We start from the raw sequence: 12,386 nt of genomic DNA on the forward strand, positions 1-12,386 counted from the left end.
TGCTCTAAAAATCCGGTTAGGCCGTCAGGCTTGGCCAACGTGTCGCCCTGCTGACTATGCTGGTTTTGCTGCTTGCCGCCGTTTTGTGCGGCCGCGATGTTGCTGTTCATGGTTCCGACTCGATTTCAGGTGCCGAGTTGCAGGAAAGCGCACGATTGTAAACAAGGGTCCCTGCAACGCGCGCACCATAACGCGCCAAAATTGCACGCCAATGAAAAAACGGCTCCCGGAGTCCTTGCGAGGACGACCGGTGCCGGCACCCGATTCCCGCGACAGCGCGTGCGATGCTCCGCACGTAGCTCGCCGCCGCGGCTTCTTTTCGTCTTTCCGCAGATTTTTGTGCGACGCCCGCAGCCCCGTTGCGCAGCGTTCGCGTTCATCCCATCGGTAGCACGTTATGTGCCGCGCATCGGTGCAACGTAACGTGCGCGAACCGGTTGCGCGTTATGGTTTTTAATCAGCTCACTGAGCTTTCTTCGGACCAATCCCCTGGGTGAGCAGCGCGACCGCGTGGCGCGCGATTTCGTCACCGCCGACCTGGCGGCGCTTCGGATCGTTGCGCCACAGCTTCGACGTGGCGAGCGGCAAGACCGTCAGCCCGAGCAGCGTGACGAACATCAACGACGGTTCGAGCGCCGCATTGAGAAGCCCCTCTTTCTGCCATCGTTCGATAGCGGCAAGCGACATCTTCTGGTTCGTGTCGCCGAAACGCTCGTGCATGCGCTGCCGCAACAAACCGCTGTCGCTGATGACTTCGCGCACCCATAACGACGGAAACCACGGATGCTCCACCGCCCCCCGCACCATCCGCTGCGCAAGCTGCGTGATGGCCGCGACGGGATCGTCGGCATGCTCCTGGAATGGCACGCCGAGACCCGCGCGCAACGGTCCGATACGTTCGTCGATCAACACGTCGAGCAGTTGCTCACGCGTCTTGAAGTAGTAATGCATCATCGCCGGCGTGAAACCGGCCTCGCGGGCAATCTCGCCGAGCGTCGTATCGACGATGCCCTGGCGCGCGAACAGCTCGAGCGCCGCGTCGAGCAGACGGTCGCGCTGCTGTGCTCCGCGCGCCGCGCCCGAAGGGCGGCCAGGCCGTCGCGCGGCAACGTCTTGCGGCGCGGCTGCCGGCGCGGCCGTCGCTGCCTTTGCCGCAGCACCGCGCACAGCACCGCCTGCGACGCCCGCACCGCGCGTCGCGCTCTTGCGCACCCTGGCCGCGCCCGCGCTACTCGCGCCCGCCTTCCCACCGCTCATCTTCTTGCCCACCGACGAAGTCCTTTTCATTGCTCTCGTGTTTGACGCGCGACCGGATGTCGCATATATTAATTTCTGCATTAATTAATTTCAATACGCCCCCATGCAAGAGTCCACTATCACACAACCCGAGCGCGTGCTGAACGCTGAGCCGCACGCCGGTTCGCGGCAAGACAGGCAGGCGAAAAATCAGGCGGACGCGCAAGCCGCCGGCCATCCGCCGATTCGCCTGCTGTTCCCCGCGCTGCTGCTCGTCATGCTGCTTGCGGCGCTCGACCAGACCATCGTGTCGACGGCGTTGCCGACCATCGTCGGCGAATTGGGCGGGCTCAATAATCTGTCGTGGGTCGTGACGGCTTATCTGCTCAGCTCGACTATCGTCGTGCCGCTCTACGGCAAGCTCGGCGATCTGTTCGGCCGCAAGATCGTGCTGCAAACCGCCATCGGACTCTTTCTCGTGGGCTCCGCGTTGTGCGGCATCGCTCAGGACATGACTCAGCTCATCGTGTTGCGCGCGTTGCAAGGACTCGGCGGCGGCGGCCTGCTCGTCGTGACGATGGCCGCTATCGCAGATGTGATTCCGCCGGCCGAGCGCGGCCGCTATCAAGGCGTGTTCGGCGGCGTGTTCGGTCTTGCAACCGTGGTCGGGCCGTTGCTCGGCGGCTTTCTCGTCGAACACCTCACATGGCGCTGGATTTTCTACATCAACCTGCCACTCGGCATTGTCGCGCTCGCGGTGATCGGCGCAGTGTTCAAGCCGCACGTGCGTCACGTCAAGCACACCATCGACTACATGGGCGCCACGTTTCTCGCGGGCGCGCTGACCTGCATCATCCTCTTCACGAGCGAGGGCGGCACGACGTTGCCGTGGTCGTCGCCGGAACTCTGGTTCACGCTCGGGATGGGGCTCGTCGCGATCTGGGGTTTCATCCACGAGGAGCGCACCGCCGTCGAGCCGATCATGCCGCTCGAACTGTTCAGGCAGCGCACGTTCGTCGTGAGCAGTCTGATCGGTTTTATCGTCGGCGTGTCGATGTTCGGCGCCGTCACGTTCCTGCCGCTTTATCTGCAAGTGGTGAAGAACTCCACGCCGACAGAAGCCGGCATGCAAATGCTGCCAATGATGGGCGGCCTCTTCGTCATGTCGATGGTGACTGGCCGCACGATCAGCAAAATTGGCCGTTATCGCATGTTCCCGATTGCCGGCACGCTGCTGGTCTCAGTCGCGATGTTGCTGCTCGCGCGCTTGCAGATCGACACGCCGATTCATGTGATGTATCTCGACATGGGCATTCTCGGTTGCGGTCTCGGCATGGTGATGCAGGTGCTGATTCTCGCCGTGCAAAACACGGTGGAGTTCAAACATGTGGGCGTGGCCACATCGGGCGCGACGTTGTTTCGTTCGATCGGCGGCTCGGTCGGCGTCGCGGCGTTCGGCGCCGTGTTTTCAAACGGCCTTGCCGCGCGGCTCGAAAAGCTGATTCCACCGGACACCCAATTGCCCCACGCACTCGGACCCGCGGCGATTCACCAGTTGCCCGACGCATTGCGCGCCGACTATCTGCAGGCATTCGCAGGCGCGCTGCATATGGTGTATCTGTCAGCGGCGTGCGTGGTGCTGCTTGCGTTCGCATGCGCGTGGCTGCTGAAAGATCATCCGCTGCGCAAGCAGTAAGTAATCGCATTGCGCTTCTTCTCTGTCGGTCGCTTAATGCCAACGTTAGTTGCAAGCGCCCGAAATTCATCTTCGAGCGGCGCGCCAATAGCATAAAAAAAGCGGCGCGCGCTCGTCTTCCTCACATGCACGATCATTCGTCCTACCTGGTAATGTGCGGTAGCGCACATAACATAGGGTCGATCGTCCATTGACGCGCGTCTCGAAACGCCACATATTGAAAACGACGGCATGCAACGTTCTCTTCGTGCATGCCCGGACTCTCTGGCGCATGTAGATCGTGGTTTCCGCGGACGCCAACCCCGCCTCAAACGCGATCGGGAGCATGCCGTAACGGCATTGTTTTCCACAGGTGGAGCCATAGCATGTCCACTCAAACCTTAGCTGGCCATCAATTTCCGACGCCCTGCAACCGATGTGGCGGCGCCCTCTACCGGCAACTCGAACACTGCCCGTATTGCGGCGCTTTTCATCCGCTCGATGACGACGCGTCTACCCGCAGCGCGTTGCATGAAAGCAGGCCGAAAACGCTGAATACACTGAACATGTCGACGTTGCACGACAGCTTCACCGTGCCGACATTCAGCGAGCCCGACTTCCCTGGCGGCGCACTACATGCCGGATTGAATTTCGCGCCCGTGGCCAGTCTTCAAACGGCGCCTTCACCGCTCGTCGCGCCGGATACTTCGTTGCTGCCCGTCACCGAAACCGGCGAGGTGGTGCAGCGCGCCGGTCTGCGTGTGCGGCACGTGGTGGTGGCGAGCGTGGCCGTTGTCGCCGCGGGCCTGGCGTATGTCGGCTATGCGCTATTGAGCGAGAGCCGCGACCTGCATGGCAACGGCGACCAGGCTTTGGAATCCGCGCAGGATGCGAGGACAGCGACGGGCACCATCGCACGATACTCGCCGGATCAGGCGGCCAACACGGGTGTTGGCGCCGTGCCTGGCAAACCGATCAGCGCCGGCGCCATACGAAGCACCACGCAGGCGTTGCCGGCCGCCGTGCCGATCGCGATACCTTCAACGAAACCGGCCACGCCGCAATTCCGCGATGCCGGCCAGGCGTTGCAGGCAGCGCGGACCGCATTCGCCGCCAACGATCTCAGCGCGGCGCAAGCCGCTCTCGCCGCGGTGCAATTGCTGCAACCGGACAGCAGCGAGGCGCAGACTCTCGCCGCGCGATTGAAGCCGTTGACGGCGCGCCGCGACGCCGCGTTGCTCGCCGCGCAAATGTGCGCCGATCAGCAGTCGTGGCCCTGCGCGCGCGAGCATTCAGACGAGGCGCTCGCGCTGGACAGCGGCAGCGACGCCGCGAAAACGATCCTCGAGCGCGTGATCCGCGAAACGGGCTGGGCGCCGCTCAACTCGCAGACGACGTCCAGTGCAAAAACCGTCCGTCAGACTACCAACTAATCAAACAGATATTTCGGATGCCGAATCGAACGGACGAGGTTGTGCCAACTGACCGATAGGTGCGAACCATGCTACATAAACTTTTGACGGGATGGCTCGGAGCGGCGTTGCTCCTCGCATCTTCGCTGATCAGTGCCGAACCCGCGCACTACAAGATCGTTACCGGCCCGGAACGGGGCACGTATATCCAGATCGGTCAGGACCTGTCCAAATGGGTCGCGCAACCCGTCGGCATCGACCTCGCCGTGGTCGCGTCCAAGGGCTCGGCCGAGAACGTGCAGCGCATGCGCTATGAGCCGGGGGTCAAGCTCGCGCTCGTGCAGTCCGACGTGTATCAGGCGTATATCGACATGGCCAACTCCGGCAATCCCGATGCCGGTACGGCGATTCGTCCGCTGCGTCTAATCATGCCGCTCTATGACGAAGAGATAAACGTCGTGGTGCGCGCGGATTCGCCGCTCAAAACGCTAAGCGACATCAAGGACAAAACCATCAGCGTCGGCCTGCTCGGCAGCGGCACTGCGCAGTCGGCGACCACGCTGTATCGCCTGATGTTCGGCCAGGCGATTCCCGAACAGAACGTCCAGCATCTGAGCAACGAGGACGCACTCGCCGCACTGATCGTGAAAAAAGTGGACGTCGCCATCATCGTCGTCGGGCAGCCCGCGAAACTGTTCAACGACATGAACCCGGAACTGTTGCAGCAAATCCGTCTGCTAAAGGCCGATTCCGCCGCGCCGGAAACGACCCGCGCGAAGCAGACCTATTTCCCGGCGACGATCCGCGCAACCAGCTATCCGAACTGGCTGAAGGAAGACGTCCCGACGCTGACGGTCAAGGCTTTCCTCGTCACTTACGACTACGGCTTGCGCGATACCGTCGGCAACCTGAATCACTTTGCCGACTCGCTGTGCGCGAATTTCGACAATCTGCAGGAGCATGGGCATCCGAAGTGGAAACAGGTGAAGCTCGAGTTGCCGACGCTCGTACGCGGCTGGAAGTATTACCCGCCGGTCGAGAAGCATCTGCGTGCGTGCCTCGCCAACAGAACCGCGAGCGTCAACGCGGCGGCTGCCGCCGCGCAGGTCGCGCAAAAACCGCGCAGCACGTGTACGAACCAGGAGCGGTTGCTTTTGCTGTGCAAATGAATTGAATTGGGGGCGAGCAAACAGGCGCCCTCATGCACCGTCACGCCCGCTCGCGCTCGCCGCGCGTGGCCGCGCTTTCCATCGCCCGCTGCAAGGTTTCATACACTTTCGGCCGATTGCATTGCGATACGTTAAAGCGCAAATAGCCGCCAGCCGACTGCGAGACGCTAAACACATTGCCCGGCGCGAACACGACATTGGCGCCTAACGCATGACGCGCGACGTCGGCGGCGTCGAGCGAATCGGGCAGACGCGCCCACACGAACATGCCCGCGTGCGGTCGCGTCCACACCTCCAGGCCGGCGTAGCCGAGGCGGCGCATGGTCTCGCCCATCGCATCCGCGAGCTTGGCGCGCATCGACTCGAGATGACGCCGGTACGTCCCATCCACCAGCAATCGATGCACGACGCTCGCCGTAAGCTGCCCGTTGCCGAACGTCGTGGCGAGCTTCAGGTCGATCAGCGGCTCGATCCACTCGCCGCGCGCAGCGATATAACCGCAACGCGCCGCCGCCGAAAGCGTTTTCGAAAAGCTGCCGATCGACACCACGCGCGTGAGCCCGTCGAAGGCCGCGAGACGCGGCGCGGCTTCGTCTTCGAAGTCGGCGAAGATATCGTCCTCCACCACGATCAGATCGTGCTCGCCCGCGAGCTTGAGCAGCCGATGCGCGATCGCCGGCGCGAGCGTGGCGCCGGTCGGATTATGAATCGCGGAATTGGTCACATAAAGCCGCGGACGGTGCGTAATCAGCGCCCGCTCGAAGGCCGCGAGATCCGGCCCGGACGGCGTGTAAGGCACGCCGACGATACGCGCGCGATGCGCCCGCAGCAGCGCCTGAAAGTTGAAATAGCACGGGTCGTCGATCAACACTGTGTCGCCCGGTTCGAGCAGAAAGCGGCACACGAGGTCGAGCGCATGCGTGCCGCCGTCGGTCAGCACGATCTGCTCGGGCGGCGCGTCGACGCCGTGCTGCGCGAGCCGCCACGCGAGTTGCTGACGCAACGCGGGCAGACCGTACGGATTCGCGTAATCGGCGAGCGGCGACTGCGGATCGCGCGCTATCGCTCGCAACGCGCGGCGCACGCCGTCCTCGGGCAGCCACGACGCCGGCATCCAGCCGCAACCCGGCTTGAGCACCTTTGAGTCCGATTGCAACGACTGGCGCGTGAGCCACAGCGGATCGACCTCGCGATCGAGACGCGGCCCGAGATCGGCGAGCGCGAGCGGCGGCGCGTGGCCCGACACGAAAAATCCCGAGCCGCGCCGCGCGACGATCACGCCTTCGGCAACGAGCCGGTCATAGGCCTCGACCACCGTCGACTTCGACACGCCGAGCGCGTCCGTCATCACGCGGATCGACGGCACGCGTGCGCCTGGCATCAGCGAGCGGCTGGCAATGCGTTCACGCAGATTGTCCATGACGATGCCAACCCGCGTGCCTTGCGGCTTTTCGCCGTCGGCGTTCTCTCCACTATCGCCCATCTGTACTGCTCCTTCGTCGGTACAGTTTGCATGAATTGTACTGATCCGTAGCTTAACGTTTTCATGCAGGGAGCGGATGCTATAGGCTTCATTTCATTGCGCACGGACTTTTCGAATGGACAAGACGACGAACGGCTGGCTGAGCGGGTTCATAGGCGTGTTGATCTTCAGCGGCTCGCTGCCGGCCACGCGCATTGCCGTGCAAGGGCTCGACCCTGTGTTTCTGACGGTCGCGCGCGCAACCATTGCAGGCACGCTCGGTCTCGCGCTGCTGCTCCTCTTTCGCGAGGCGCGTCCCGCGCGCCGCGACGTGATTCCGCTCGTGGTGGTCGCGCTCGGCGTCGTGGTCGGCTTTCCGCTCTTGACCGCGCTCGCGCTGCGGCACGTCAGCTCGGCGCATGCGATCGTATTCGTCGGGTTGCTGCCGCTTGCCACCGCGATCTTCGGCGTGCTGCGCGGCGGCGAGCGTCCGCAAGCGGCGTTCTGGCTGTTTTCCGCGCTCGGCAGCGGCGCAGTGGTCGCGTTCGCGATGCGCCACGGCATCGACGCGTCTCCGGTAGGCGATGCGCTGATGCTCGCGGCGATCGTCGCGTGCGGGCTCGGTTATGCGGAAGGCGCGCGGCTATCGCGGCACCTCGGCGGCTGGCAGGTCATTTCGTGGGCGCTGGTGCTGTCGCTTCCGCTGATGCTTCCGCTTGCTTGGTGGACCCGGCCCGCGTCGTTCGAGGGCGTCAGCCATGCGGCGCTGTGGGGCCTCGCGTACGTGTCGCTGTTCAGCATGCTGATCGGCTTCGTGTTCTGGTATCGCGGCCTCGCGCTGGCGGCATCGCGGGAGTCGGCCAACTGCAATTGCTGCAGCCGTTCTTCGGACTGCTGCTCGCGGGGCTTCTGCTGCATGAACAGGTGCCGCCCTCGATGATCGCCGTGACCGTCGCGGTGGTTGCGTGCGTGGCCGGCGCGCGGCGCTTTTCGAAGGCGCCGCCTGCACGGCGCACGGCGTGAGCCGCGCGGTGTTCGCGTACTACGATTTTTGAACGGCTTTGAATTTGGCGGCGCGGCGGGCATAGTAAAACGTTTCGTCGGAAGAACCGGCACGACAGGCCGTAAGCGCTATGCAAGGCCGCTCCTGGAATACGTTATGAGTACAACCCTCCCCGCCTCCGCTTCGGCATCGACCGCCGCCTCGAGCGCCCCATTGATCCGCGACGCGACAGAAGCCGACTTGCCCGCGATTCAAGCCATTTACGCGCACCATGTGTTGACCGGCGTTGCGTCGTTCGAGGAAGTCCCGCCTTCCGTCGACGAACTGCGCACGCGTCTCGCGTCCGTGCGCAACCACGGATTGCCGTACATGGTCGCCGAGATCGACGGCGAAGTTGCGGGCTATTGCTACGCGACGCCGTACCGCCCGCGCGCCGCGTATCGCAACACCATCGAAGATTCGATCTACGTGAGCGACGCCTATCGCGGACGCGGCCTCGGCCGCGTGCTGCTGCAGGCGCTGATCGAACGATGCGAAGCCGGACCCTGGCGCCAGATGGTCGCCGTCATCGCGGACGGCGGCAGCGGCGGCTCGCTGTCGCTGCATCAGCAACTGGGTTTTGAGCTGATCGGCACGTTGAAGGCAGTCGGTTTCAAACATGGCCGCTGGCTCGACAGCACGTTGATGCAAAGGACGTTGGGCGCGGGCGCCACGACGCCACCCGATCAGCAAACGTAGCCGGTTCGCCTTCCGCGCAGCGCGGTAAAATCGCGGGCATGCCAAAACCGCCTCCGTCACCCGCGCCCGACGCCCCGCAACAGCCCGCCAACATGCCCGCGAGTGCCGCGCCGCGCAACGAATACACCGTCGACGAACTCGCGCGCGTGAGCGACACGACCGTGCGCAACGTGCGCGCGTATCAGGACCGCGGGCTTCTCGCGCCGCCTGAGAAGCGCGGCCGGGTCGGCGTGTACGACGACACGCATGTGTCGCGTTTGAAGCTCATCAATCATCTGCTCGCGCGCGGCTACACGCTCGCGAACATCCAGGATCTGATCAAGGCCGTCGACGAAGGACACGATCTTCGCTCGATTCTCGGCCTCGAAACCGCGATCGGCGGACGCTGGTCGCGCGAGCATCCGCGGAAATATTCGTTGATCGAGTTGCTGCAGATGTTCGGCGACAAGGCTTCGCCGGCGGCGCTTGCCAAGGCGGTCGATCTCGGCCTGCTGGAACGCGACGGCCTCTCGTTCGTGTCGGCGAGCCCCACTGCGCTCGCAGCCGGGGCGACGCTCGCGAAAGAAGGCATTCCGCTCGCCGATCTGCTCGAGGCCGTCGGCGCCGCGCGTCCGCATTTCAGCGTGGTCGCGAAGGCGCTGGTGGATCTGGTCGTGCGTCAACTCGACCGCTACGATCCCGACGCGCTTCCGCCGCCCGCCGACGTGCCCGCGCTCGTCGACGCCATCTGGCGCGTGCGGCCGCTCGCGATGGTGCTCGTCGAAAGCGAGATGAACCGCGCGCTGGAAGAAGCGTCAGGCGATTATCTCGGCGATCGCGTCGCCGCGATCATGGCGAAGAAACTCGGTGAATCCGGCGCGAAGCCGAGCATCGCGCGCCCGACGGGCACAAAGAAAACGCGCAAACAGTAAGTCAGCCGATGCGCGAGCTTTGCGCCGCAACGACCATCGCGTCATTGCGCCACCGCCGTTTCACCACTTCCTAGAGTCGGGCGTCTAGCCGCCCTCTTGCATCGTCCGTCTCGACCTCCTATCGTTACATCACTCAATGTAACAGTTATGAGCGTAAAAGGGAGACGACGGGATGAACGCACGAATGCCCCACGACGCCGCGGCGGACCACCCGTCCGCGCCTGCCGAGACCGACATCGCCATTATCGGGACGGGTTTCGCGGGACTCGGCATGGCGATCCGCTTGCGGCAATCGGGCTTGACCGATTTTCTCGTCGCCGAAAAAGCCGATTCCGTCGGCGGCACATGGCGCGACAACCACTACCCCGGCTGTGCATGCGACGTGCAATCGCACGTGTACTCCTTTTCGTTCGCGCCGAATCCTCGCTGGTCGCGCATGTTCGCGCGGCAACCGGAAATCCGCGCGTACCTGGACGACTGTGTGCGGCGCTTTGGAGTCGAGCGTCATCTGCGTTTCGGCCATGAACTGACGAGCGCCATCTACGACGACACGCGCCGCCGCTGGCATCTGCGCTTTGCCAACGGACAGCAGTGGTCGGCGCGCGTGCTGATTTCGGCGATGGGCGGACTCTCGCGCGCGTCGACGCCGAACATTCCCGGCATCGAGACGTTCAAGGGCCGCGCGTTTCACTCGCAGCATTGGGACCACGGCTACCCGCTCGAAGGCAAACGCGTCGCCGTGATCGGCACGGGCGCGAGCGCGATCCAGTTCGTGCCGCAAATCGCGCCGCGCGTCGCGCATCTCGATCTGTTTCAGCGCACGCCGCCGTGGATCATGCCGAAGGCCGACCGCGCCGTGCGGCCCATCGAGCAGTGGCTTTTCAAACATCTGCCGTTCACGCAGAAGGTCATGCGCTCGGCGCTGTACTGCATGCTCGAATCGCGTGCGCTGGGGTTCGCGGTTCATCCGTCGCTGATGAAGACCGCGCAGAAAGTCGCCGAGCGGCATTTGCGCCGCCAGGTGCGCGACCCGCAATTACGCGCGACGCTCACGCCGGATTACACGATGGGCTGCAAGCGCATCCTCATTTCTAACGACTACTTCCCCGCCCTGTCGCGAGCAAATGTGTCGGTGACGACGAGCGCGATTGAGCGCATCGACGAAGACGCCGTCATCACGAGCGACGGCGTGCGTCATCCGGCCGACTGCCTGATCTTCGGCACGGGCTTTCAGGTTGCCGATCCGTTTGCCCAAGGCGTGGTGCGCGGACGCGGCGGCGTCGACATCGTCGATACATGGAGAGACGGCGCGCATGCGTACCTGGGTACGACATTGCCTGGCTATCCGAATTTTTTCATGATCGTGGGTCCGAACACCGGCCTCGGTCACAACTCGATGGTGTTCATGATCGAGTCGCAGGTCGAATACATTCTGCGTGCGTTGAAGGCGATGCAGAACGAAGGCGCAGCGGCGATCGAGGTGCGTCCGCACGTGGAGCGCGCGTACAACGAACAGATTCAGCAGCAGCTCGGCCGCGCGATCTGGTCGACGGGCGGCTGCAAGAGCTGGTATCTGGACCCGAGAACCGGGAAGAACACGACCCTGTGGCCTGGCTTCGCCTACAAGTTCCGCCGGGCCACCAGCACGTTCAGCATGGCCGATTACTTCGCCTATTCGCCCGCGCCTAAGAGCGTCAACGTGAACGTGAGCGCACATGCCGCTGCAACGCAAAGCGCGCATGTGCAAGGCAAGGCATCGGCATCGGCGGAAGCGACCTGAAAACACGCAATAACGACAACGCACCTTCAGAGAGGACAGGAGATAAAACCAATGAAGCACTTCACCGACAAGGTCGCCGCGATCACCGGCGCGGGTTCGGGCATGGGCCGCTCGCTTGCGATTCGCCTCGCGCGCGAAGGTTGCCATCTCGCCCTCGCCGACCGCAACGCGACGAGCCTCGAGGAGACCGCTCGACTCGCACAGGCCGCAGCACCGCATATCGTGGGCGCGCCGCTTCTCATCACGACGGCCGTATCCGATGTGTCGGATCGCAACGCGATGTTCGCGTGGGCGGCTCAAACGGCTGCTGAGCATGGGCGCGTCAATCTGGTGTTCAACAACGCGGGCGTCGCGTTGTCGAGCACCATTGAAGGAATGGAGTACGCGGATCTCGAATGGATCGTCGGCATCAACTTCTGGGGTGTCGTGCACGGCACGAAGGCGTTTCTGCCTTATTTAAAGACTTCGGGCGAAGGTCACATCGTCAATACGTCGAGCGTGTTCGGTCTCTTTTCGCAACCCGGCATGAGCGGCTACAACGCGACCAAGTTCGCGGTGCGTGGCTTCACCGAAGCGCTGCGCCAGGAACTCGACCTGATGAAATGCGGCGTGTCGGCGACGTGTGTGCATCCGGGCGGCATCCGCACCAGCATTGCGCAGTCGAGCCGCATTGCGCCGAATATGATCGGCTTCATGGTGGAAAACGAACAGCAAGGCAAGGACGACTTCGAGAAGTTCTTTATCACCACCGCCGACGAAGCCGCGCGCGTGATTCTGGACGGCGTGCGCAGGAACAAGCGGCGTGTGCTGATCGGCCGCGATGCGCGAGCCGCCGACTGGCTCGCGCGCACGCTGCCCGCCGCCTATCAGGCACTCGTCGTGCTGCAAACGCGGCGCATGAAGCGCATCGCGGAGAAACGCGCACGGCGCGCGGCGCAGCTCGCCGGCAGGCGCGCATGATGCAATGCGCCGCTCGGGAATCGCAAAGCGTCATGAGGAA

The 12,386-nt window shown here is 63.7% G+C and carries 9 protein-coding genes and 1 pseudogene; 8 read left to right on the plus strand and 2 right to left on the minus strand.

The genetic code is table 11. From position 1 onward, the window contains the following. Positions 1 to 462: 462 nt before the first annotated feature. Positions 463 to 1,287 carry a TetR/AcrR family transcriptional regulator gene (locus tag BGRAMDRAFT_RS28280; protein ID WP_044021933.1) on the minus strand — a complete coding sequence of 275 codons (825 nt, stop codon included), beginning with the start codon at positions 1,285 to 1,287 and terminating at the stop codon, positions 463 to 465. 73 nt (positions 1,288 to 1,360) lie between these two features. Here BGRAMDRAFT_RS28280 and BGRAMDRAFT_RS28285 point away from each other — a divergent pair, with 73 nt between their 5' ends. The 3 genes from BGRAMDRAFT_RS28285 (at position 1,361) to BGRAMDRAFT_RS28295 (ending at position 5,492) form a co-directional block, all read left to right on the plus strand. Further along, positions 1,361 to 2,932 (plus strand): MDR family MFS transporter, encoded by a 1,572-nt coding sequence (locus BGRAMDRAFT_RS28285; RefSeq protein ID WP_006052316.1) that lies wholly within the window; start codon positions 1,361 to 1,363, stop codon positions 2,930 to 2,932. 365 nt (positions 2,933 to 3,297) lie between these two features. After that, positions 3,298 to 4,344: a hypothetical protein gene (locus BGRAMDRAFT_RS28290; protein WP_006052317.1), complete on the plus strand. Its 1,047-nt coding sequence runs from the start codon at positions 3,298 to 3,300 to the stop codon at positions 4,342 to 4,344. A gap of 68 nt (positions 4,345 to 4,412) precedes the next feature. Then, positions 4,413 to 5,492, plus strand: coding sequence for a TAXI family TRAP transporter solute-binding subunit (locus BGRAMDRAFT_RS28295; protein ID WP_006052318.1), 1,080 nt, complete (start codon positions 4,413 to 4,415; stop codon positions 5,490 to 5,492). A gap of 40 nt (positions 5,493 to 5,532) precedes the next feature. On the opposite strand, the gene BGRAMDRAFT_RS28300 is transcribed toward BGRAMDRAFT_RS28295, so the two are convergent. After that, positions 5,533 to 6,975 (minus strand): aminotransferase-like domain-containing protein, encoded by a 1,443-nt coding sequence (locus BGRAMDRAFT_RS28300; RefSeq protein ID WP_006052319.1) that lies wholly within the window; start codon positions 6,973 to 6,975, stop codon positions 5,533 to 5,535. Between the two features lie 115 nt (positions 6,976 to 7,090). Here BGRAMDRAFT_RS28300 and BGRAMDRAFT_RS28305 point away from each other — a divergent pair. The 5 genes and pseudogenes from BGRAMDRAFT_RS28305 (at position 7,091) to BGRAMDRAFT_RS28325 (ending at position 12,346) form a co-directional block, all read left to right on the plus strand. Next, a pseudogene (locus tag BGRAMDRAFT_RS28305) lies at positions 7,091 to 7,977 on the plus strand (DMT family transporter). Between the two features lie 136 nt (positions 7,978 to 8,113). Next, positions 8,114 to 8,695, plus strand: a complete 582-nt coding sequence (locus tag BGRAMDRAFT_RS28310) for a GNAT family N-acetyltransferase (protein WP_006052321.1) — start codon at positions 8,114 to 8,116, stop codon at positions 8,693 to 8,695. A 38-nt stretch (positions 8,696 to 8,733) separates the two neighbouring features. Beyond that, entirely contained in the window at positions 8,734 to 9,606 is an 873-nt protein-coding gene (locus tag BGRAMDRAFT_RS28315; protein WP_006052322.1) for a MerR family transcriptional regulator, read from the plus strand. Between the two features lie 172 nt (positions 9,607 to 9,778). Then, the gene (locus BGRAMDRAFT_RS28320; RefSeq protein WP_006052323.1) at positions 9,779 to 11,386 is read left to right on the plus strand and encodes a flavin-containing monooxygenase; all 1,608 of its coding nucleotides are present in this window, start codon (positions 9,779 to 9,781) and stop codon (positions 11,384 to 11,386) included. Positions 11,387 to 11,437: 51 nt separating this feature from the next. Next, positions 11,438 to 12,346 (plus strand): SDR family NAD(P)-dependent oxidoreductase, encoded by a 909-nt coding sequence (locus BGRAMDRAFT_RS28325; RefSeq protein WP_006052324.1) that lies wholly within the window; start codon positions 11,438 to 11,440, stop codon positions 12,344 to 12,346. The last annotated feature ends 40 nt before the right edge of the window (positions 12,347 to 12,386 follow it).

It is taken from the genome of Paraburkholderia graminis C4D1M, from assembly GCF_000172415.1.
Lineage (GTDB): Bacteria > Pseudomonadota > Gammaproteobacteria > Burkholderiales > Burkholderiaceae > Paraburkholderia > Paraburkholderia graminis.